The 23,341-nt window shown below is 57.4% G+C and carries 12 protein-coding genes; 5 read left to right on the top strand and 7 right to left on the bottom strand.

Translation table 11 applies throughout. The features are described from left to right. Positions 1 to 1,329 precede the first annotated feature (1,329 nt). Together J3U88_RS13410 and J3U88_RS13405 are read right to left on the bottom strand one after the other, a co-directional pair. On the bottom strand, positions 1,330 to 5,010 hold the full coding sequence (locus J3U88_RS13410) for an ABC transporter permease/M1 family aminopeptidase (RefSeq protein WP_207859319.1): 3,681 nt from the start codon (positions 5,008 to 5,010) through the stop codon (positions 1,330 to 1,332). Further along, positions 5,000 to 5,902 carry an ABC transporter ATP-binding protein gene (locus J3U88_RS13405; protein WP_207859317.1) on the bottom strand — a complete coding sequence of 301 codons (903 nt, stop codon included), beginning with the start codon at positions 5,900 to 5,902 and terminating at the stop codon, positions 5,000 to 5,002. The genes J3U88_RS13410 and J3U88_RS13405 overlap by 11 nt, the downstream gene beginning before the upstream one ends. A gap of 249 nt (positions 5,903 to 6,151) precedes the next feature. On the opposite strand from J3U88_RS13405, the gene J3U88_RS13400 reads away from it, so the two are divergent. Both J3U88_RS13400 and J3U88_RS13395 read left to right on the top strand, forming a co-directional pair. Further along, positions 6,152 to 7,663 carry a sensor histidine kinase gene (locus J3U88_RS13400; protein ID WP_207859315.1) on the top strand — a complete coding sequence of 504 codons (1,512 nt, stop codon included), beginning with the start codon at positions 6,152 to 6,154 and terminating at the stop codon, positions 7,661 to 7,663. A gap of 60 nt (positions 7,664 to 7,723) precedes the next feature. Next, positions 7,724 to 8,452 (top strand): LytR/AlgR family response regulator transcription factor, encoded by a 729-nt coding sequence (locus J3U88_RS13395; RefSeq protein WP_207859313.1) that lies wholly within the window; start codon positions 7,724 to 7,726, stop codon positions 8,450 to 8,452. 59 nt (positions 8,453 to 8,511) lie between these two features. Here the strand turns inward: J3U88_RS13395 and J3U88_RS13390 are convergent, their stop codons facing one another. The 3 genes from J3U88_RS13390 to J3U88_RS13380 form a co-directional block, all read right to left on the bottom strand. After that, positions 8,512 to 9,417, bottom strand: a complete 906-nt coding sequence (locus tag J3U88_RS13390; protein WP_207859312.1) for a TolB-like translocation protein — start codon at positions 9,415 to 9,417, stop codon at positions 8,512 to 8,514. A 386-nt stretch (positions 9,418 to 9,803) separates the two neighbouring features. Next, positions 9,804 to 11,225, bottom strand: a complete 1,422-nt coding sequence (locus J3U88_RS13385; RefSeq protein WP_207859310.1) for a right-handed parallel beta-helix repeat-containing protein — start codon at positions 11,223 to 11,225, stop codon at positions 9,804 to 9,806. 243 nt (positions 11,226 to 11,468) lie between these two features. Beyond that, entirely contained in the window at positions 11,469 to 13,019 is a 1,551-nt protein-coding gene (locus J3U88_RS13380) for a S41 family peptidase (protein WP_207859308.1), read from the bottom strand. 627 nt (positions 13,020 to 13,646) lie between these two features. Between J3U88_RS13380 and J3U88_RS13375 the strand changes: the two genes are divergently transcribed. Next, positions 13,647 to 14,390, top strand: a complete 744-nt coding sequence (locus J3U88_RS13375) for a hypothetical protein (RefSeq protein WP_207859306.1) — start codon at positions 13,647 to 13,649, stop codon at positions 14,388 to 14,390. 31 nt (positions 14,391 to 14,421) lie between these two features. Here J3U88_RS13375 and J3U88_RS13370 read toward each other — a convergent pair whose 3' ends face one another. Together J3U88_RS13370 and J3U88_RS13365 are read right to left on the bottom strand one after the other, a co-directional pair. Further along, positions 14,422 to 16,923 (bottom strand): amidohydrolase family protein, encoded by a 2,502-nt coding sequence (locus tag J3U88_RS13370; protein ID WP_207859305.1) that lies wholly within the window; start codon positions 16,921 to 16,923, stop codon positions 14,422 to 14,424. 26 nt (positions 16,924 to 16,949) lie between these two features. Continuing rightward, complete coding sequence (locus J3U88_RS13365) at positions 16,950 to 19,919, bottom strand: ATP-binding protein (RefSeq protein ID WP_207859303.1); 2,970 nt, start codon at positions 19,917 to 19,919, stop codon at positions 16,950 to 16,952. 619 nt (positions 19,920 to 20,538) lie between these two features. On the opposite strand from J3U88_RS13365, the gene J3U88_RS13360 reads away from it, so the two are divergent. Further along, the gene (locus J3U88_RS13360; RefSeq protein ID WP_207859301.1) at positions 20,539 to 21,366 is read left to right on the top strand and encodes a S8 family serine peptidase; all 828 of its coding nucleotides are present in this window, start codon (positions 20,539 to 20,541) and stop codon (positions 21,364 to 21,366) included. Then, positions 21,363 to 23,324, top strand: a complete 1,962-nt coding sequence (locus tag J3U88_RS13355) for a S8 family serine peptidase (RefSeq protein ID WP_207859299.1) — start codon at positions 21,363 to 21,365, stop codon at positions 23,322 to 23,324. Before J3U88_RS13360 ends, J3U88_RS13355 begins: the two co-directional genes overlap by 4 nt. The last annotated feature ends 17 nt before the right edge of the window (positions 23,325 to 23,341 follow it).

Raw genomic sequence — 23,341 nt, 5'->3', positions numbered from 1 at the left:
AGGCGGCCATCCGCATTACTCGCTTGAGCCGCCCTGCCTTAGCTGCTACGCCGAGAGGTCGGCCCCGCGAAAGGTCGGACCCGCGAATGGTTGGCCCCCCGAATGGTTGGCCCCCCGAATGCTCGGATCCCTGTCCTGTCCCTCGGTCGTCATCTTCAACCTCCCAAGGCTTTCAGCTTCTCGCGACGAATCCTTGTGAGAGATGAGGGCTAGAACCTCTCCGCGGCAAGTTAACCTCAATCTCTAGCCAACCTCTATCCCAACAGCATTTTTTCTCCTCAAAAGCCTTTCACAAACAGAAGGTTTTTGAGGAGAAAAAATGCCCCCGCTTAACGCGGACCTTGCATCGGCCGATAGGCCGGAGCCTGCCCGGATCTAACAAAAAACGGTGGAACCTGAGATTTCCTCTTGCAATCAAACCCACAACCCACCGACCCGCATTTCTCAAAAGGAATTCTGTCACGCGGCAACCCATGCGATTACGAGGGTTTTCCTTACCCAGAGCGGTCTTCCCCGGGGCGGTCTTCCCCGGGGCGGCCTTCCGCGTGGCGGTCTTCCCCGGGGCGGCCTTCCGCAGGGCGGTCTTCCCCAGGGCGGTCTTCCGCATTACTCCGTCGAGCCGCCTTGGCTAAGCTGCTAGGCCGATAAGGTCGGACCCGCGAATAGTCGAACCCGCGAATAGTCGAACCCGCGAATAGTCGAACCCGCGAATAGTCGGCCCCGCGAATAGTCGGCCCCGCGAAGGCTCGGCCCCGCGAATGGTTGGCCCCCGAATGGTTGGCCCCCCGAATGCTCGGCCCCGCGAAGGCTCGGATCCCTATCCCGTGGCTTGGTCGTCACCTTCGACCTCACAAGGCTTTCAGCTTCTCGCGACGATTCTTTTTGTGAGAAATGCGGGCTAGAACCGCTCCGCGGCAAGTTAACCTCGGTCTCTAGCCAACCTCTTTCCCAACAGCATTTTTTCTCCTCAAAAGCCTTTCACAAACAGAAGGTTTTTGAGGAGAAAAAATGCCCCCGCTTAACGCGGACCTTGCATCGGCCGATAGGCCGGAGCCTGCCCGGATCTAACAAAAAACGGTGGAACCTGAGATTTCCCCTTGCTATCAAACCCACAACACCTTGTCTGGCTGCAACGCCCTGCAAAAATGCTCACTGCACCCAGTGAAAACGTTCGTGCGCGACCCCAGCCCGCTTCTTCCAAACCCATTCTCTCCAGATTTTTAGCGACAATCTCACACTTCAGCGCTTCCTAAGTAACGAGGCAGCGCGACCAAAGAAGCACAACGGATTGCGCTTCTTCGGCCCGCGAATCCCCCAACGGACGGCGGATTACCCGCCGAACGGTTTTGCCAAAGCCCCCTTGGTAGAGTGTCGCTGCTCATCCAAGAGTTCTCGTTTGGGATCGAAGGTAATCCGCGTCGGAGCACCCGGTAAAATCCAGCCCAATCGGTTGGTCCCATTTTGCATCGGGAACCTTTTGGTCATTGTTTGCGCCGCGTCCCCCTCACCCAACGTGACCGACCAGGTCACCGGCTGGCTGAACGCCGTCTCGTGATCGCGACCGTCGTCGGCGTGGCGGACCTTGCTCAGGTCACAGATGACCTCCAGCGCCACCTGCCCGTCGGGGAGCGGGGTCAGCGTCACCCGTTCCACCACTGAACGGTAAAACACGACCTCGGTCAGCCATTCACGAATGAAATCGGCTTGATCCGGTGCCTCGGCGACCAACATGCGAATCAGATCCTCGGCGGTGGCCGCCGGTCCCGGATGGGCGTGGTCACCGACCAGTTGGCGCAGGGCGCGGTTGACAGCGGGCTCCCCGATGCGATGGCGCAGGGCGTTCATGGCCGCCGCACCCTTGGCGTACATCACATAGGCTTGGTCGCCGCGCACGCGGGACAACGGGTGTTCCATCTCGGGTTCACGCACCCGCGCGCGGAAATAACGTTCCACCTCATGGTCGACAAAACGGTGGGTCTGCTCGATGCCCGCCGTTTGTTCCAACAGCATCAGCTCCGTGTATTTGGCCAAGGTTTCCACCAGCAGCATGGCGCCCTCGTCAACCGCCGCCGGCGCAACCAGGTGACCCCACCACTGGTGGGCCGTCTCGTGAACGGTACGGCGAAACACCTGATTCATGCCGGTTTGGTTGGACAGGTCATGGTTAAAGCCACTGAATTCACCCATTAGAACCAGACCTGGCCCAGCGTAACCCGAGATGCCGGTGGTATTTGGGACTTCGGCAAAGCGCAACCGCGGTTGCGGCAAAGGTCCGAAACGCCGTGTTCCATAACGCAACGCGGCCTCGATGCCCTCCCAAATGGAATCGGTATTAAAGGAATGATCGGGATGGTAAAGCAAGGTCACCTCGTAACCCGCAATGTTCCGGTTCTGCGCCGCATAGGTCGCGGAAAGATAAGGAACGCCGTCCCGCATCGGCGCTTCGCCGCGATAGTGGAACCAAGCCCGTCCCGCCTCAACGCCGTGCCCGATAAGTCGGCCGGGCGCCACCGCGGTTTGGTCGTCGCTGGTGGAAACCAGCGTTTCGAACTGAACAAAGTCGCCGCCGCCCGGATCCTTTTCCGCGTGGGCCGCGGTTCGCGGGGGCGTGGGGTCCCCCAGCCCGTGGCTTGCCCGCCTCATTGGATCCTGAAGCTCACGGTCGGGAAGGTAACCCAAGGTTGGAAAATGGGCGGCGCCGTGGATCAGGGTTCCGTTGGGCGCCACCTGATGCCGCCCACCGATGCGGGTAAAAGCGGTGGTTCGGTGCTCGATGGAAAAGGTAAGTACCCGTGTTTCACCGGGTTGGAACGGCAGCGTCAGTTGCGCCGCGTAGGCGCCGGGCACCGCGGCATCGGTTTCGAAGCGCGCGCCTTTCAGCGCCAAATCCCGCACCACCAAATTGGGATTCACGGTGAGCAAAAGTGCCGAAAGCGCTTCCCCGTGGGGATTGGTGAGGCGGTATTCGGCCTGCAGGCTGTAGCGACCTTGGCGCGGGTAAATCGCCATCTCGGTCTTCACCGCCTGCAGGGTCGGCTGCTTCAGGTCGGTGAAATGGCGGTAGCTTTGTTCGTAAGCGACGCGGATTAACTCGGTTTCATCGGCGGTTCGGTAGGCACCCACTACATTGGTGAGATACCCAATGCGCCCGCCCACCAGAACGAACAGGAGCAGGCACCCCGCGACAGCCCAGCGTTCACGGCGTTTCAGGCGCGCGGGCAAGGCACGCAGCCGCATCAGCAGGGGTACGCTTTTTTCACGGCGGTTGAGGGCGGAGGCCGGCAGCAGCATCGCCCCGGCCAAGGCACTCCAAAACAGGGTGTAATGCCAAAACGCCTCGGGAAAGTACCCGTAACCGCTCATATCCGAATACTGATAACCGGGAACCGCGGCGAACCGCCACATCGGATGTTCCAAACCGACCATCGCGCAGAGGCCGGTGCTGAAAAACAGGAGGAACGCGGCCGCCGCCAACAGACCAACGTATTTGTTGGGCGACAGGGTTTGTAAAACCAGGCAGGGCACCGCGGCGAGACACAGCGGCACCCCGCCGTAAAGGTACAGCGACCCATACAAGGCCCAATCAAAGCGGAACCAACCTTGACTGATTTGAAAACCGACCCCGACCATAACGGCCACGGTAATCAGCGCGAGCGGAATCAGGCACAGCAAACCCAGCTTGGCGAAGAAAAACACCGTGTGGGGCGTGGCCGTGGTTGCCGACAGCGGGTGCATGGGGTGGGCGTCCTCGCGGCGGGCTAGGTCACCACTGTAGAACAGGATTAGGAACACCCCGAATCCAGGTAACAGATCAAATTGGAAACGTTCCAAAACCACCGCCGTCAACGGCAAGCTGGGTGCGGTAAAGGGATAGGGCCGGCCAATCGGAGCGATTTCACCCAACAGTAGCGCCGCCCACAACCCCATGAGTACCCAAAACGGGAAGCTTTTGACTAGGTACAATGCGTCGAGGCACAAGCAGGAAAGCCAGGCGCGGAACCATTGTGAACAACCAAATTGCGGTTGCAAGGGACGGTAGGCTGGGGCGGCCGCCCTATCCGCGATTAGCGTTTCCGCGATTAGCGTTTCCGCGATTAGCGTTTCCGCGATTAGCGTTTCCGCGACTAGCCCATCCCCGGCCGAGACCTGAACCGCGGCGACGGTACGGCGTTTCAGGCCGAAAGCGACAGACGCTGTTTGACGGAAGGGATCGGTCCGCCAAACATAGATCAGGATCAAGGCGGTCACCGCCGACCAGAGCAACCGGTTCCCGCGTATCAAACCGTCCCAAGCGGGGAAAACCGAGTCCCGCTGCAAGCGGGTCCAAGCGGCGGTGTCCTCGAAAAAGGCCGAGGTGCCCAGCGGATCAAGGAGGGCGGCCCAGAAGCGCGCATCGGGACCGGCGACCGCCGCTTCGCCCGCCATCAACGGCGAACCAACCAAAGCCGAGCACAGGAGATACAGCACATAAAGGGCCATCCCCGCGGCGCAGGTGGCCATGGCGTTGCGGGTACGCAGGGCGACCGCGAAAAGTAGGCTCGCGATCAGCAGGATGTTTGGCAAAGCGATGGTCAGCAAAATGCGGCCGTGTACCCATGGATCGTTGGCGGCGAAGTTGCCGTGCAGCCCGTGAGGCAACAAGGTGCGCAGCATGATCCCCAGTGAGGCACAGGCAAACACCGCGAAGGACACCAAAACCAGGCCCAACCACCGCGCGGCAAGGAACCGATTTTTGCCGAGACCCGTGGTGAACACCAGGGCCTCACAATCGTGGTGATGATCGCGCAATACGGCGATGCCGGCAAACACCGCGATGATCACCACCGCCGCCAAGGAAAGCAGTTGGTAGATGGGAATCAGGGCGTAAGGCGCGTTGAGGAGCGAACCCGCGCCGGAACCAACGCGGCCGGTCATCGCGAAACCCAATAGGAAAAAGATGAACGCGCCCAATCCGAGGAGGTGGCGCGCGTGGTAAAAACGCCATTCAAATTTAAGGGTTTCAAGCAACATGGCATGTCCTTTCCGCCGCGGTAGTTTCGCATTGGCGCAGCACGTGAAAGTAGGCGTCCTCAAGATCCGGCGCGACTTGGCGAAAGCCAGGTCCTGGCTGCTTCTCGGCGACGACATGCACGATCAAGCGCCCCTCGTGGAGCCGGGTCGAAATCACGTGGAAACGGTGGCACATGGCCGGCTCCTGATCGTGCGAAACCGCTTTGCGCCACACCCTTCCGGCCAAACCGCCGACCAAATCCGCCGGACGCCCCGCCAAACGGATGCGACCGCCCACCAACACCACCGCTTGGGTGCACAGGTCGCGCACGTCTTCCACGATGTGCGTCGACAGCATCACCACCCGATCCTGGGCCAACCGCGCCAACAGTTGGTGGAAGCGATTGCGTTCGCCAGGGTCCAGCCCCGCGGTGGGTTCGTCCGCGATGATCAGGGCGGGATCACCCAACAGCGCCAGCGCGATGCCGAAGCGGCGGTGCATGCCGCCGGAAAAGGCGCTGACCGCGCGATGACGATGTTCCTCCAAATTGGTTTGCGCGAGGACCGCGGCGACCTGCTCGCGCCGTTGTTTTTTGTGGGTGATCCCCTTGAGAATCGCGAAGTGGTCGAGCAGGCGGAAAGCCGAAAGCCGGGGATAGACGCCGAATTCCTGCGGCAGGTAACCCAGGCGCCGGTGCAGCGCTTGCGGTTGTTGCAACACATCGACACCGTTAAACAGAATTTGCCCGGAATCGGGTTTTTGCAATCCCGCGATGGTGCGCATCAGCGAGGATTTGCCCGCGCCGTTGGGACCCAGCAAGCCGAACATCCCGTGTGAAAGGGTGAGGTTAATCCCGTCGAGCGCTTTAACGCCGTTGGGGTAGGTTTTTGATAAGTTAGTGATGCGTAACATGATGGCCGCCTCCTTCCGCTTAAGCCCACGTAACCCGCGCGGTTTGCCCCAAACCTGTGACAAGCCGGCGCGTTCGTGCCGCCACCCTGAACCTACGCCGAATTTCCAGTCGCGTAACGCATTTGAGGACGAAGGTGTCTCAGGGCGTGATGAAAGGAACCGCGGGCCCCACAAAGCCTTCATCACGGAAAACAAGCCGTTGATCATCGAAATCAAGACAAGCCTGAACGGCCCGGTCATAATGGGGCCATGACGAAATTGCTAGAGCGCCTGGGGCGCATGCTTACCACCGACGAAACCTGGATTTTTCTCGGTCTCATTCTGGGCTTCAGCTTGTGGCGCGTACCCACCCATCAATGGTCGGACCTGGTGCTGATCGTTGGGCGGTATTGTCTGGAGCTGTCGCCGGTGCTGGCTTTTAAGGGTTTTCAACCCTTTGTCCAGCGAGCCTACCTGCGGCAGCGCGTGAACTTACTGCGCCTGATCGTGTTTTGCATCTACCCCTGCATTCTGGTGTTCATTGATTTAAACCCACCCCGCACCCATTACTTTCAAAGTAGCGACGGCGACATCCTGCTCGTCGTTTTTTTGGTCGAGACCCTGCTGGTCCTGCGCACCGGCTTAAACCGCAACCAACAGTTTCAAACCGGGGTGTACCGCTTGGGTTTTGATCGCGCCTTGCTGATGGTTTTTGGGGTTTCGGCTTTTTATCTTGCCGCGCTCATGGTTTCCAACCTTTCCGGCCCTTACCAGGATCAAACCCTCGCTTCCGAGGTGCGTTGGGCCCAAGTGGGAACCCACTTTTGGTTGTTCCTTGGGTGGGGCCTTCAACTCTTAGGCTTCTTCATGGCGGGGTTTTTAATCTACTGGGTACAGCGCTATCTCTTGGTAGAACAGGTTTTGGCACGGGCCGGCTGGATCAAGTACCTGATCGCGTCCACCGTGACCCTAATGATGCTGTACCCCTTACTCACGCAACTTTTTTTGTGGCTGCCCGTTTTTCGTGCCGGTCAATGGCTCGTTAGCGAAACGCGGGCCGATCCCTTCAGTTGGCGCTACGGCATGATGGTGGCCGTGGCCATGGTGATCAGTTTGCCGGTGGTGCTGGCTTTGCAATGGCAGCAAGAGATGCAACGCGCCAACGAATTGGAAAAGGAGCGCATCCGCACGGAACGGGACATGCTCAAGCAGCAAATCAGCCCGCACTTTTTGTTTAACACGCTGAACAACCTCTACGCCTTGTGCCTCAAAAAATCGGATCAAGCACCGGAGGTGGTGCTGCAGCTTTCCGATCTCATGCGTTATGTGGTTTATGAAGGCCGCAAAAGCGAGGTATTGGTCACAGACGAAGTGGCTTACCTACGTGATTACATCGGGCTGTTTCAGCTTCGCCGCCGCCAACAGGTCGCCTTCGAGTTTGAGGTACAGATCGCCGATGCAACCGCGAAAATCGCACCGCTCCTGCTGATCATTCCGGTAGAGAACGCCTTTAAACACGGTATCGAAGCGGCGACAGAGGCGGCCTTCTTGAAGCTGTCGCTGGTTGAAGAACGCGGGGTGTTGCGGTTTCGTTGCGAGAATTCGATCATCCCCAACGAGGAGACCCCGGCCGAAGCCGGCGTCGGCTTGGAGAACCTCAAAAAACGGCTGGCTTTGTTATACCCCAAACGCCATACCTGGACTACCACGGCACGGGACGGTGTTTTTATCGCCGAATTAACCATCCGACCCCCCGCGGCCGGCGACACCACGCGGGGTTGAACGCGTGAGTAAAACAAGCGCACGTGATGGGCGACAACGAAACAAAGCGGAGGTACGGGTTTGCTATTGAAAGCACTGATTGTTGATGATGAGCCCCTGGCCCACGAGGTACTGTTGGGCTACCTGGAAGAAGTCGCCTTCCTCGAGCCGGTCGGCCACTGTTATTCCGCCGCGGAAGCCATGGATGTGCTTGGCCGGACCCAGGTCGACCTGTTGTTTCTCGACATCCACATGCCCAAGCTCAAGGGTACCGATTTTTTAAAAATCTTGCCCCACCCGCCGCTGACCATCATCACCACCGCCTACGCCGAATATGCCTTGGAAGGATTTGAACTGGATGTTTGCGATTATTTGGTCAAACCCATCCGATTTGATCGCTTTCTCAAAGCCGTGCACAAGGCACGCGCGCGGGTTCAGTCAGGGACGGCCGAACCAACAACCGATAAGGAACCAACGTCGCTCCCCGAGGCGGCCGAACCGGCGGCGCTTTTTATTAAGGTCGACAAAAAATTGGTACAACTTGCGCCGGCCGACATCACCTACCTGGAAGCCTACGGGAATTACGTCAAGGTATGGTGCGGTGATCAATACCTGCTCACCCCACGCACGCTCGCATCCTTCGCGGCCCAACTCAACGGGGACCAGTTCCTACGCATCCACAAAAGTTACCTGGTGCAAAAGCAGCACATCCGTTACCTCGAAGCCGGCATGGTGGTGATGAACAACGGCAGTCAGCTCCCCTTGGGCAAAACCTACAAACACCTGATCAAAAGCCTGGAATCCCAGTAACGGAAACGAAGGTGGGGCAAGGCGACACCCGTTCGGTAAACCGCCCGTCCACACCAGGCCTATTCTTTGGGTCTGAGCGCTTCGAGAAAACCGGCATCGATCCAGAACAAATCGGATTGGCGCTCATCGCCGCCGTCCGCGCGTGGCACCATGCGGTTGAAAATGAGGTACTTCCCGTCCGGCGTGATGTGGGGTCCGCCTTCCTCGGCCTCGGTGTTGACCTTGTCACCCAGGTTAATCGCTTCGCTCCAAGAGCCGTCTTTGCGGCGGAAACTGATGTAGAGATCGTTGCTGCCAAATCCGCTTTCTCGTTCACCGTCCCACATGATGTAGCTTTCATCCGGGGCGATGTAGGGATGGGCGTTCCATTTGCCGGTGTTGATTTCCTTGCCGAAGGGTTTCGGATCTTCGTATTTGCCGTCGACCAGGCGCGAATAACGAAGAATGCCGTCGCCCTTGGAGGTGCCGCGCTCGTCAAGCACCAAAGTGCCATTGGCCGAGGCGGCCAAACCCATGATCTGGATTTTTTCAAAGGCCGGGCCGAGGCTTTTCATTTCCGACCAGCCGTCGGCCGTGCGAATCTTGTATTTCGCCCCGTAGTGGAGGGTTTTTCCGTCCGGCGCATGGAAGGCGCGGCGCGTGCCCTTGGGAAGCGCCACCTTGTGCCAGCCCTCACCAACCCGTTCGTAGGCGACGATCTCGGTTTCCCAGTTGCCCTCGTGGGAACGCCAACGAGAGACGTAAAAGCGGTTCATATCCGGGGTAAAACTGCCGGCGTCTCCCCAAGCTTGGGTACTAACGATGCCGGGTGCAAAGGTTTTGGCGGTGGTGCCAGGGGGTGTTTGCCCCAGGTAAGGACCCTTGAGCTCGGACAGCGCGTCCCCGGCAAAAATCATGTGAATCATCGATGTAGAAAGCAAGGCGGCGGTTACGGCGAACAGCCTGACGGCGGAACCTGATTTCATGTGTTTCTCCCAATTCGGTAACGTGGTACCCATGGATTCGAGACCGAATCGGTGGAGGAAGGTCCCGGTTTCGGCCGGAAAACCCGACCGTAAGCGGAGCGGTTCGCACAAAAACGCGGTGTCGACACTGATGCACCGACAGCCGCGGGCGTTCCGAACCTACCATTTGAACGACCGTGCGTGATACCCGTTCAGTCACGGGCACCCCATGGGCGCGTGCCGGCAGCCCAGCCGAATTCGATCTCACCCATCCTTACGCACGCCGACCCTCGCCCGTTCGGTAAGCAGGGATCAACCGTTTGCCCGCGTGATGAACGGTTAACCGCGGGATGCTCAACGCCGAAAGCAAACGGAAGCGCGGCATCCGTCACACGCCGCCCCCGCCCTCAATTGCCGACAAAGGCAGCCAGTTCCACAACGTCCACGAGCCTGTTGCGATGATGATCCACCGTGAAGGGAAGTTGGATGGGTTGGCGCCAATACTTCCAGAACGCTTGTCGTTCCGCACCGGCCTTGTTCACGTCGGCACCCATATCCAAACCGTCTGAGGCGGCGTTTTTGCCGGGGCTGCCGTCGGCGAGGCGATAGTCGCCCTGTCCCCTGTCGATGAAAAGGGGCTCCTGTTGCAGATTACCCGTCCCGGTCAGGGGCGCCGCGTCCACGGCGTAATACTGGTTGATGATCCGAACCGGTTCACCGAAACCCGCGCCATAAATCAGGTTGTGGTCGAAGGTGGTTTCGCTTTCGTCGGGAAGCAGGTAATCGGGAAAACCGTGATAGGGCCATATCGCGAGACCACGCATCTCACCATTGGTAAAACCGGCCACGAGGTTGTCGCGCACCACCGTGTTTACGGCTCCTAGGCAGTCGCGGCTTCGCGATAAACGGATGCCCCGCAAAGGATCGATCACGGTATTGTGGGTAATCGAAACATCGTGGCTCGCCAAAAAACCACAGGAAGCGCTTTCTTCGAAAATCCAGATGCCGGTTCCCCCCACATTAAAGATGACATTGTGGCGGATGATCGTTTCGGCGTTGGAAACCAACAAACCCATGGTTTCCTGATCGTAAATCAAATTGTTTTCAATAACGCTGGCCAACCCGTTATCTTGGCTGTGCTTGTAGTAAATGCCCTGGTTGGTGTTAAAAATGGTGTTGTTGGCAATATACAACCGCCCGGCATTAAACATAATAATCCCCGCGCTGTTGCCATCATCGCCGTTTTTATCGTACAAACGGTTATTCAAAAGCGTGATGACGTCGGTGCCGCCGTTAATGTAGATATTGGCTGAATTGTCACGGGCGACGAATTCGGACATATCACAGGATTTAATCGTGATATAGGTCGCGGTGCGATCATAGCCGATGCGAATGTTGGACCTTAAACCCCGTCGAATAGTGAGGCCTTCGAGGACCAAATGATGGGTGTCGTCGATCTCAAAAACCGGCTGATGGGCCAATCCATCAGGAGCGGTGAAGCCACCATCCACAATCGCTTCCTCACCGGGATAGTTGGTGATGCGGATCGACTGGGTCTCGCTGCCGGCGTTGGCGACCCGAATGCCCGACTCGTTGTAGGTACCGGCGCGAAGGTAGAGGGTATCCCCACTTTGGAGTAAATTGGGGTTAATCGTCGCCTCGGGGCAGCCAAAGGTCCCGCCGCAGGTGGCAAAAGCAATGGTGCGCCAAGGCTGTTCCAGGGTGCCGGGATTGGTGTTGTCGCCCGTGGGTGAAACGTAGAATTCACCGCCGAAAACCCCAAAAGCGGCTAAAAGAAAAAAACTGCTGAGCCGAAATCTTTTGATCACCCCATCCTCCTGAAGAAAAAGATGTTACCTCAAAACATCATACCCGGTACCGGCCGCTACAGGCGAGAACCGCTCCTTCTTGTGATGGATATCTCCTCCATGGTGAGGAAGAACCAGGAAAACGGACCACCGTGACAAAACTGTCGCCGGTCCGCCTTTTCCCTCCTTGTCCTCTTTCCCCCATCAGTCAGGGGATCCCCCGCGCGACGTCCGCGCAACCCGACAACGCGCGGGGGCCAACCTTTAGAGCGAGGCGGCCTCAGCTAAATGCTGGAGCGCCGCTTGCAAAGGGCGATCAAAACCCGAGCGAATATCGTCGACGGTCGGCAAAATAGTGCGGTCGGCAGGAATGCCGCGACCCACAATCGGTTGCCCATCCGGCGTGCGGTCCCGCTTCACACAGAACCGCACGTAACCACCTCCTGGCAAACCTTTTAGGAGTGGTTGACCGGTGGCACCGGAGGAGGCTTGACCGAAGATCGGCCCCCGTTTGGCGGCCTTGAACGCGGCCAAAAAATCTTCCGCGGCACTCGCGGTAGCAGCACCGGCAAGCACCACCACCGGGCCCGCGTAACGCGGTTGTTGTTCCGAGGTCTCCAGCTTGGCCGGCTCCTCGTACCAGGTCAATCGCGGCCAACCCCAGGGACGCAACACCGGTCGGTATGCGCGCACGGCCCACGGCGTTTTGTAGTATTCAGGGGCCAGGTGGCCCACCACCCACCAGCCGCTGTTGCCACCACCGTTTTTGCGCACATCAATGATCAACCCCTTGCTGTCTTTCAGCGCCGCCACCGCCTCGGCGACTGCTTCTTCCGTCAAACGATCACCAAAGGTGTTGATGGCGATATAACCCATCTCGCCGATGCGACGCCAGGACAACGCCGGTCGCGGGAAAGCATGATCCTTACCGCGCCGGACCTGCACCGCGTGCCGAACACCGTCCGCCGCGGCAACCTGCAAATTGATCGGTTTGTCCAAAGGACCTTCCAACACCCCCATCTGAAAGATGCTCTTCCGCACGGATTGGGGTGTCGAGGCCCCAAAATAGGGTGCCACCTGTTCCGCCGCATATTGCAACACCGGCACCCCGTCGATGGCGAGAATTTCACTGCCAACCCGAATCTCGGCCGGCAATTCAGCACCCTCGGCAAGCTCGGTGACCAGCACCCGGTTTTCCACCAGTTCGGTCAAAAACGCGGGACGCCGTCGGGTCTGGTCCACCAAATCCCACGGGTAGGCGACGTGGGTATGGCCTTCCTGGAGCCGGGCGACCAAACGTTTCAACACGCGGTAATAGGTCAAGGTATCCTCGGCGGCCGTCACCTCGGGAATGGCGTCCCGATAAGCTTGGTCCCAGTCCAAATCGGGGACTTTGTCGAAATGGGGGAACCCGTATTTAAGTTCCGACCACACCAACGACAGCCCGAACAGCCGCTCCGTCAGGGGCAGTTTCGCCACGTAGGGATAATGTTGGGGACCCCAAATCCTCTCGGCGAGTTTGGTTTCTTCCTGCACCTTGGCCAATAAGCTTGGATACCGGGAAGCGCCGCGCACCTCGGCCAAGCCGGGCTGTTCTTCCAGCCATTGCGGCGTCACCGGCGTGGCCTCGCAAAGCCAGGTGAACAGGGCCTCGGCATCCGGGCCGCGCCCGACTTGCCCGTAAGCGTGAATCAACTCGGTAACCTGTTCGATCTCAACCGCTTCCGGCCGCTTTTGCCAAGCGTCAACCAGCGGTTCCAAACGATGAATCGTGGCCAGAGCCACATCGCGGGTCTGAGTCTGAGGCGTTGTCATAAGCACCACCGGTGAAGGAGTTTGGGTTAAAAAAGGGGGCGAAGGAAACAGAAACAAAAGCGATAGAACATAAAAGGGAATCATGGATGAACCTCATTATAGGGGTCTTTTGATGGGGGTGGGTGCGCCTCGCGGCGATCCAAGCGTAAAAAACGAGGACGGGCGCGGCGATCATCGGTAACAAACCCGGTGTCGCCCGCGGGTACCACGCCACAAAGCGGCCAAAACCCGTCCATCGATAGAAGGTAAAACCAAAGAACCTCGGCTTCACCGCGGCGCGATGCCACCCTTGCAGATGCAGCCACCCGGATACGGGGCCGTCCGCATGGTTGTCATGACGCGGGTCCACCTCAAAAGTGAGCAACCCGAATAACATTCGGTGACAAGCCACACAACGCGCCCGAAACCTAAAACCTAAAACCTAAAACCTAAAACCTAAAACCTAAAACCTAAAACCTAAAACCTAAAACCTTCGAACTTAACCACGGGACACGCCTTCGCCAAAAACAAGCGGTTCGGTCAACAAAGCGGGCAGGTACGCATAAACCAGAACGGTTCGGTCAACGTTAGCCGGTAAAACCCACCCCATGGGCCACGGACACACACCAACACCGAAAAGGGTTCACCATGAACGTTGCATTGATCCGACCGTCCTACTATCGCGGACTTTTCCTAGAATTCACGGGTTACCTTCGCAACCCACACACGACCCCGAGCCAAAAAACAACCAAAGCCAAAATCACGGACCTGGCCGGGCTCTTTATCCTCAAGATCGTTTTTATGATCGGCCTCGGCCTGTTTTTCGCGCTACTCTCCCCTTTTTACGATCCCGAAAACCTGACCAAATCCACCATGGCGGAACGCTTCAGCCTACCGATGTTGCTGTTGGTCGGCGGTTTGATCCTCCCTCTCCTTGAGGAGATCCTCTTCCGGCTTTCCCTGCGTTTCAAGCCCGGCCATCTCGCGTTAACCCTCGCGGTACTCACCTATTACGTGGCGACCAAGGCGGTCTACGGCGTCTCACTGAGTTTGGTCGACGAAAGCTTGCCGACCCGTGTCGGCAGCGCGGTCGCCGTTGGCGTCCTCGCCTATCCCCTGCTGCGTGCGGCACCGGTTCGCGCGGTTTTGGGCAAGCTTTGGACCCAACATTTCCGGTTAATTTTTTATGTTACCTGCGTGGTGTTCGCCTGGATTCACATCATGAATTACGAGCGAACCTTGATCAACCTGCTGATGATGCCGATCATCACGCTCCCGCAACTGGCGAGCGCCTTCATTTACAGCTACACCCGCGTTAGCTTCGGGTTCCCCTACCCACTCGGCCTCCACTGCTGCAACAACCTGATCGCCCTCATCCTCACCCAGCTCTAGCGCCCTATCGGCTTTATTGCCACCAAACCCATCACGAGATGGGTGCCAACAAATCCGCCAGACCCGGTGGGGTATCCGGCGGGGAACCGGCTGCGTCACGCCCGAAGCGGAAAATACGCCCATTGCGGTTGAGCTTGCGCAGTTGGCTTATGGCCTCGTTGGGACTGAGCTCCAGGTCACGGGTCATTACCACAAAGATATGGCTGAAATCGTTGCGCAAGTTGTTGGCGAAAATGCCGGGGTTGTCCGAGGCAAGCACCACGATGGGCTCCGGCAAGTCGTTGCCCGCCGCCGGAATCCCCAACCAGCGGAAGAGGTGGTGCTCGCGGTAGTTGCGGTAATAACTGATGGCGACATTGCTGGTCGGCATGCTCTCCAAGGCAATCGAGCGCTGATTCAGGTCTGTGATCACCGCCGCTTGGAGCGCGGTGAGTTCGACCTCGGCAAAGAAATCGATGGGTACCTCAATTAGCTCGCCACCCCGCGCCACCACGTCTTGGTGGTGGTAACAACGCCACAGGGAAAAAGCGCGCGTGGCGGTTTTTTGTCGTTGCCACAGGCGTTTGGCCTCGACGCGTTGATCCTGATCCAGGAACCGCCGGTAAAAACGGTCCACCTCAAAGTCGACCAAATCCTCACCCAGCAGCAAGCCGTCCAAATCACGCATGCGCCAAGCATCGATCAGCACCGCCGGCTCGGGCATGGCGTCGAAATAAACAGGCGGCCGGTAGATTTTGGCGAAATGGTGGGCGATCTCGCCGCGCAAGGCGGGCAAGCGCCCGCTGAATTCGTGGCGTCGGGACAAGAGCATGTAGGCGAAAACGAGGTTGTCGAGCCATTCATGGCGGGTGATCGGCAGCAAAACCTCGCCGCAGCGTTCGGTCCACAGAGAGGGATGAATGCCGATGGCGGTAGCGTGGCCGATGCGGTTGCCCGCGCGGAAGTCGAGAAACGCGGCCGCCTCCCAAATGACGCGCATTCCCGACACGAGATGCACGAAATCCTCGCCGGCATGGTAGGTAAAGTCGAGAAAGCCACGACGGCGAAAGAGCCGAAAGGCGGGTGCAAAAACCTCGGGTAGCGCGTGTTGTTCATTCGAGGCGGCATCGAGCCCGGCAACAAGGTTGCGGGCATCTTCCCGACCGCGGCTTACGTTGGCCAAACGCCGCGTGCGCGACACTAACTCGCGGCGCAGGCTCGCATGGCGACAACCACTGTAGTGGGTAACATCGGGGTTTCCGTCACGACCACGCCCAGCCTCAGGCGCTTTCTTTTTAATGAGGTGCGCGGTGAGCTTCAGTTCAAAAGGCCGCGGCGCACACGGGGACACCGCGGTGGCGCCCTTGCTATGCGAAGCCTCATCCCTCAAAAATTGCTGGTAATCCCGGTGGATGCGTTTGATCAGTCCCAGGGTTTTCTCCCCGTTCGCCTTCGGTGCAAAACGCCCCTCCAAAAAGGCCAGATCGTTGCCGTAACGTCCTTTGAGTTGGCGAAACCGTTTCAAATAATGGATTTCGCTAAACTCACGAATCTCGTTAAGCGTGATTTTTTGGAATTGGTCGAAACCCACCTGATCCCCTTGTTGCACCAGCAAGCGGTTGAAATACCCTTGAATCAGCAGGTATTGGTGGAACAAACGCGCGGTGGTGCGATCCCCGGCGTCGATCTTGGCGTAAACGGCCATCAGCAACATGGCCTCACAAGCGGTGGCGGGCCAATCCCGACAGAGCGGCAACAGGGTTGCCAAGGGGTGACGGTCGCCTCGCTGGAGGAGTGGCTGCTCGTGGTGGTGGCAGAAAAGGACATGGGCGCCGAGGTCCTCGGGATAAGGCGTGCCTTGGTAGAGGTAGCGAACCAAATAATCGCGAATGCGGCAGGCCGCGGCGAGAAAAAGACGAACGTCCGCGGCAGTAAGCTCGGGATCGATTTGGGTGTAGAGTTCGTAGACTTCACGACGATCCGCTTTGAAGACCTCGGCCAGGTTGCGATACACCCTGTCGGGGAACGCCAAGGCGTCCTGCCAGAAAAAATCGAACTCGGTGGTGCCGTTGAGGTGAAGGTGCAGTTCGTTCAAACCTTCTTCTTGGATCAGGTCTTCCAAGAGCGGGTGGTAAATGGAAGGCAAGAAGCTGTGTTTGAGGAAGTTGTTGGTGAACAGGGTTTCCAAATCGGGGCCGGTCGCATGTTGTTGGTACACGGCGGCGACCAGAAGTGGCAGCGGTGGCAAGCGGGTGAGACAGCGTTGCCAGGCTTCAAAGTGTTGGATGCAACAGCGAATCTCGGTATCGCGAAACTCGAAATAGGTTTCAGCGAGTTGCCACAGGCATTCGGCCGTGGTGGCCTCGGTATGGGTTTGGCGGAACGCCAAGCCCTCGTAGTTTTTAAAGCGATAATCGGCCCAGTGGGGTTTGAGTTGGCGCGCCCGCACAAAGACGCGGGTTTTGAGTTCTTCAAGCGGCAACACACCGTCGCGGTAATAAACCCGCAGGAGAGAGGGGGCGCTGAGCGCCAGTTGTTGCAAAAGTTGTTTCATGGTAAACCCCTCCCAACAGGCGCACTTTAGACGGAAATGACAGGGGTTTCGTATTCCGATTGACTTGAAGATTGCGGTAGCGCAACAGAATTAAGTAAATGGTGACAGTGAATTTGGGTAGTTCGAAAATGGCCGTAACCCATGTGAATATGATAGGGAATGTCGTACATGGCCATGAGCCGTTTTTTCAAGGTTGCGGACGAACCCTCGTAGTCCCCTTTAGGAACATATTCCTCATTATCCGTCAGGAGCGCACCAAGGTTTTCAATGTATTTTTCAGAAATACCGTCTAGACTTTTCAGCGTTTGCTTCTGAAATTTGTGTTCTATTTGGTGCTTATCAAAACCCCAACGAGGCCTCAAGTAAAAACCCCACAAAGGACAACGAAACAATGTTTTCAAAAGAACGAACCTCTCATTGTTTTCTGGTAATAATGCATGAGTAAGGTTCGAAAAAAACAACACATCATTTGGATAGTTACTTGATAAGCTGTCCTTGCGATGAGAGCCAAAACCGTGAACAACCGACTCGATATAAACCGCGTTAAGAAATGAAACGATGCCGCGATGAAGATAGTCTCCTAAGAACCGGGGATCTTTCGTTTCTAAGAACTTCGAGTCAACTTGAATAAGCGAACGAATCAAACGCACCCAAACCTTTGACAAAAACCCCATGTTGAAATGTTCAAGTTGATTTAACGCCAACACCCAAGCCTGCATGCAATCGTAAAAGATCTCGGACGTATCATCATCACTCGCCTCCGAAGACCGCGCGGCCTCCTCGGTCGCGCTCTCGGGAGGACCCTCATCTTCTCCGGCAGGATCCGGGATAACCTGCTCAGAGCTTTCTTCCTGTTCCAGTTGGCCTTGTACCATAAACCCGGAATAACTTTTCAACTCAGAAAACACGGACAAGTCGCGCAGAAATAAATCGACCGTGCCATGCCCAACACTTAAACCACTAATCACACCAAGACTGTTATAGAGAGAAGCAACAGGAACAATAGATCCCTGCGCTTCATGAACATTTACAAAAGGCAGATTAACAAAACTACTATTCCAACCATCCACGACCTCATTTAAAGAAGCAAAGGTGTTAACATACCGCGACCATTTTATTCTTTGTTTGTTTTTTCCATTAAACACCCCTGCAACCTTCCAATAGAACGGAAAGATGGAACAATTCCGCGTAGCACCAAATAGCTCAAACCATTTGTCGGCGTCACTATTGAGATTATGAGGAAATGAAGCAATTGACAAATCGCCATACATTTTCACAATCAGGCTATCCGCCTTCCGTTTCCTGCGAGAATCAGAATAAACACGAAGTGTTCCAAAGTAAGCTAGTCGATGGGTCAATACAAAAGAGGAAATCTTGCGCGCAATTGCCTGAGAAGAACCGCCTGCTTCTAAAACCAAAAATTCCGCGATGCTGTTCAGCTTTTCTTTTATCGCCTCCTTTCCCTCAGGTTGACTTTTAAGGTGAGGATTCCGGTAATAAATTTCATGAAGCAGACCCATGCGAAGCCAATAATCAAAAATGGCTCCCGGATGACGCCGCAGGTAGACCTCGCAATGCATAGCAAGGCAAATCATCAAAAGATTCTGCTCGCGATCTACAAAATCGGGGTATAAATGCCAACCATTCAGAAAAAGGTCTGCATCAATCAACTTCCTTAAAATAATGCTATAACCAACTGCACCGTACAAACGCTCCATATCGTCCTGGTTAAACCCAAAGCGAGCCAAAACGGAAAAGAAAATCGACGATATGCGATTGACGAGTTGCTCTTCCTGAAGCCGCTGTCCTAGTGCTTTCGCGACGCCATGCTGCGCCGACGGTGCGCGTTTTTCAGCAATGGCGCGCATCACTTGAATAAAGGAACGCGCGGGCAGCGCCAAAAAAATCTCAATAACGATCCGTTGGTCACCCTCAAGAAAAACGCCCAGTTCGCTTTCACAAAAACGGCGGAATACCGATTCGACCGATTCGGTTTGTGAGTCACTTTTGAAGAACCGAATATTGATGGCGTACTGGTTGGCGTAATACCACCACAGCGTTTTGAGTTCGACGCGATTCTCCGGTTTGAGAATTTTTACCAAATACTGTTCTTCGAGGTGATCCACCTCTTTGCGAACCCGTTCCGGGCCCTCAAACGCCAAAAAGTCTTTTTCGAAATTCTCAAATTGTTTCTTGCGCACCAGCGTCGAAAACAGGCTGATATCACCTGCTATGATTTTGATGAGCCGGGGATGGGTGAGGTATTTCCGCAGCGTTTCCAGTACCTCCCAACCCTTGTCAAAGGCGGTGTCGATGTCGTCAAAGGCCAGAAAAAAGTATTTCTTGCGCAAGAGATCTAGGCTTTTGTCCAAAAACTTGTTGAAGTGAATCTCCAACCGATCACCGTGCAACGCGGCTTCCAACCCTTTACTCAGCACGTACTGATCGTCGTCCCATTGATCGCCCTGTAACGGGTCGTTACCCACCCCGTCCAACAAACGCAAACCTTTGGCAAGTTTACTTAGCGATTGCTTCCATGCTTCGTAATCCTCGGAACGCGTGACATGACCGCGGCTATTGTCGACTTTTTCTTTGATGCGCGCGATAATATTCACCAAAATATTCGAACGTTTTTCAAACAGGGTTGGATCAAAAATGGCCACGGGTTCGATGTCCTTCCCTATACCCGCCTTGTCTACTTCCCAGAGCTTGTCCTCCCGCAGCATGCGGAAAATGCTGAACAACAGCGTTGTTTTACCGCTGCCACGCCCACCACTGAGTAAAATCGCGTCATGAACCCGAACATACTCGATGTTATTCCTGCCGGAAGTGTCTTGCTCATCGAAGCGTTGATTTTTTTCAATAGTCTGCTTCAAAAGGTCTTGAATGTTCCTCAAGCCTTCCTGATGGATCACATTCGGCGTGTCACTGTCGGAATGGGCATCCCTTGAATAGGATACATCGATCAAGATTTGGTTCTCTGATACATTTGACATAGGTCCTCCCGCGATACGACCGTGACACGCCCAAGGCCCGCAAGGACAGAGCACGGCCTATACCCAACTCGGCGTGTTGCACACATGATTTTTTAGTTACTGAATATTCAAAGATCTTTCTTACCACATACACACTTCTTAAACAACCTATTGCCATAATTTAAATAATTATCTTTTAGTTTCTTTTTAGAACAAGGTATTTTACTAAAATCTCACGCCAAATAAACCTGGCATGTTGCGGCGATTCCCCACCCGTCGCGGCCTCCATACAACAGTCCCCCCAGGAAGATACAAGGCAGAAAATCCAGGATTGAGCGAAGAAAGCCACCACCATCCACCCTTGCAGCCACATACCCATGTCTCGGATTAAGGTCACAGTCATGCCGCACGACGACAGGATTCGGTGGTTTCGGCCAAGTGCGTCCGGCCGGCCCGTTGCGCGCCACCTGAACCGCCGATGCAAAGCTTTGCCCGCGTTGGCTTTTCCCGCGGCGACGCACAAGCCGGCATTCGCTTTGCCCTAGGGTTTTGCCGTCTCGTTCCTGGTCGGGCGATCACTGTATTCCTGCCCGGTTTAATGCATTCATAGTCTAGAAATGCATGTAACCCAGGAGTTTCCATGAGTCCAATCGATTCCCTAACGACCCTGATCCAAAAACATCTCCTTCAATCGCTTAAAAAAACCGCGCTCTGGGTCGGCCTCGGCGCCGGCAGTCTTTTCGCCGGCCCATTGCCCCCGCCCTTTCCCGCACCCGCCGAAACACCCACCCATCAAAGCGAAACCACCACCCACGAAACCCAATCGTGGATCCTGATCCTGGCGGGCGAACCCTTGGCCGCCTCCGGCAGCAGGATGACGGCACGCGGCGCCGTCGCCGGCAAACGCGACCTCACCCACCAAAAACAACAACTCCAAAACATCCGTGACCAGTTCCTCGCCTCGGCCAACGCCGGCCGGTCTTCCCACAACAAAAGCGCCGCCGACGCGATGCAAGCCCAACGCACCTTTGAGAACCTGATCCACGGGGTCGTGCTTCACGGCAACCGCGCCGACGCCGACCGCTGGGCCCAACACGAATTGGTCCAAGGCGTTTACCCCAACCGCCGTCTGCAACTTCAACCCATCGAACAAGGCACCTCGTCCCTGACCCGCGCCAAAGCCGCCGCGCACGGCTACGACGGTAGCGGCCAGGTCATTGCCATCCTCGATTCTGGGATTGATTACACCCATCCTGACCTGGGCGGCGGCTTCGGTCCCGGCTACAAGGTCATCGGCGGCTACGAATTCATCGACAACGACACCGACCCCATGGACGAGCATTACCACGGCACCCATGTCGCCGGTATCGCGGCGGCGGACGGTGACATCCAAGGCATCGCGCCCAAGGCCAAACTCCTGGCCTACCGCGTTTTGGACGCCACGGGTTCGGCACGGATGCGGCCATGATCGCCGCGCTGGAAGCGGCGCTTGATCCCGACGGCGATCCCGCCACCGACGACGGCGCCGACGTCATCAACCTCAGCCTGGGCGGACCCGGCGACGCCGACGATCCGGCCTCGCGCGCGGTCGACCAAGCCGTGGCGGCAGGCGCGGTGGTGGTGGTCTCCGCCGGCAACGACGGACATACGCCTTGGCAAATCGGCAGCCCCGGCGCGGCCCGCGATGCGATCACGGTCGGCGCGGTCGACGCGGGCGGCGCCATGGCCTGGTATTCGTCCTTCGGACCCGCCCTGCCCGACATCCCCAAACCCGACATCACCGCGCTCGGCGACGTCGAATCGACGGTTCCCGGCGGCGGTTCCTTCCTGATGAGCGGCACCTCAATGGCGAGTCCGGCCGTCGCCGGCGCCGCCGCGCTAATCCGCCAAGCCTACCCCGAGCTAGACCCCCAAGCGGTGAAATCCTTGCTCCAAGCCGGCGCCGATCCCATTGACGGCTTGCGTTATTACCAACAAGGCAGCGGCGTGCTCAACATCGAACGCAGCTTGACCACGGACGTCACAGCGGACCGCGGCCTGCTCAACTTCGGGCGCCTCGACCACGGGGCCGACCAACTGGAACAACAACAACACCTCAGCTTCACCAACCGCGGCGATGAACCCGTCACCATCGCGCTGCCCTCGTTACCGGCACGCGACGGCCTCGCGGTAACGGTCAGCCCGTCCGAACAACGCGTCGCTCCCGGCGAATCAGCGCAATTCACGGTAGGCCTCCAAGTCGACAACGCGGCTGAAGCCACCCAGGTCGTTTTGATCGCCACGGATCGCGACGGCAACCAGGAACGCCGCACGGTTCGCTTGGGCGCGGGCGCGGTCAAACCCGTGTTCCCGGCCGCCTTGTTCCCACAACAACACGACTACCAATTGCGGATGTTGGCCGACAGCGATGCGGTAACCATGGTGCTGGAGGACGGCCTCTCACCGGGCGACGCCGCCTACGCGGGCCAAGGTTTTGCGCAACTCAGCCAAGCGCAAACCTTGGTGAACGTGACGTTTGACGCGGAGGCGGTGCTTGAGGTCGGCAGCCTGTTCCCCGCGGGCATCCCGGCGCGTCCCTCCACGGTCACGGTGACCCTGTGGAACGCCGACGGCCAACAGGGCGAGGCACGCCTTGAACTGCCAGACGGCCGTCCCACCCCAACCCAACTCGACACCTTGTTCCCCGACTATGCAGGCAACCAAAGCGTGAGCCTACAACTGACGAGCAACGAGGGTTACAAACTGAGCGCGGGTATCCGTCATGGGAAAACCTGGACCGCGGGCATCGCCGACCGCTTCGGCTTTGACAACCGCCGTTTCTACCCGGTACCGGCGCGGCGACAACAGGAGGCGGTCACCCTGACGCTGCTCAACCGTCAATTCACCCAGCAGGCGATGCGGTTCACGGCACGAAGCCTGGACGGTGGTGAAGTTTGGGCCCACGCACAAGACCTGGCGCCCGGCATGACCACCCTCTCTTTGAGCGAGCTGGTGCCCTTCGACGGCGCTTACCATCTGGAAATCAGCAACTTCCACAACCATATCCACACGAGCTTGACCCTTGGCGAGAACGCAACGCGGATCCCGGCCGTGGACGGCTTGGCCTTGGGTACCACCCTCACCTTCGACCGTTTCTCGATGTTGCACGACACCCGCTTGATGGTGGGCGCCCCGGACAGCAGCCAGGACAGCGAGGTGCTGGTGCAAATGCGCGACCTCTTCGGCCGCCCGGTGGAAAAGGTGTTCACCCTCAAAGCGGGCGAAACGCGGGAAATCCGCGCGGTGGATCTGCTCGGGGTCGGCTTCCCCCGCTTGGACGGAACCACCTTAACCATCGCCTCCCGGCAAAACGCCAACCTGTGGGCCTACGGCATCGAACGCGGGCTGTTTAAGAACCCGCGCGTGACCACGGCGCGTCGCCGCTAACCGGAACGCGGGGTTTG

Source organism: Acanthopleuribacter pedis (assembly GCF_017377855.1).
GTDB lineage: Bacteria > Acidobacteriota > Holophagae > Acanthopleuribacterales > Acanthopleuribacteraceae > Acanthopleuribacter > Acanthopleuribacter pedis.
The sequence above is the reverse complement of the archived record's forward strand: the minus strand, read 5'-3'. Positions and strand labels throughout refer to the sequence as shown.

Excerpts from the sequence above, each read along its gene's own strand:
- J3U88_RS13355 (WP_207859299.1), top strand. The coding sequence starts at position 21,363 with ATGATCGCCGCGCTGGAAGCGGCGCTTGATCCCGACGGCGATCCCGCC.
- J3U88_RS13390 (WP_207859312.1), bottom strand. The coding sequence starts at position 9,417 with ATGAAATCAGGTTCCGCCGTCAGGCTGTTCGCCGTAACCGCCGCCTTG.
- J3U88_RS13365 (WP_207859303.1), bottom strand. The coding sequence starts at position 19,919 with ATGTCAAATGTATCAGAGAACCAAATCTTGATCGATGTATCCTATTCA.
- J3U88_RS13370 (WP_207859305.1), bottom strand. The coding sequence starts at position 16,923 with ATGAAACAACTTTTGCAACAACTGGCGCTCAGCGCCCCCTCTCTCCTG.
- J3U88_RS13375 (WP_207859306.1), top strand. The coding sequence starts at position 13,647 with ATGAACGTTGCATTGATCCGACCGTCCTACTATCGCGGACTTTTCCTA.
- J3U88_RS13400 (WP_207859315.1), top strand. The coding sequence starts at position 6,152 with ATGACGAAATTGCTAGAGCGCCTGGGGCGCATGCTTACCACCGACGAA.
- J3U88_RS13405 (WP_207859317.1), bottom strand. The coding sequence starts at position 5,902 with ATGTTACGCATCACTAACTTATCAAAAACCTACCCCAACGGCGTTAAA.
- J3U88_RS13380 (WP_207859308.1), bottom strand. The coding sequence starts at position 13,019 with ATGACAACGCCTCAGACTCAGACCCGCGATGTGGCTCTGGCCACGATT.
- J3U88_RS13410 (WP_207859319.1), bottom strand. The coding sequence starts at position 5,010 with ATGTTGCTTGAAACCCTTAAATTTGAATGGCGTTTTTACCACGCGCGC.
- J3U88_RS13360 (WP_207859301.1), top strand. The coding sequence starts at position 20,539 with ATGAGTCCAATCGATTCCCTAACGACCCTGATCCAAAAACATCTCCTT.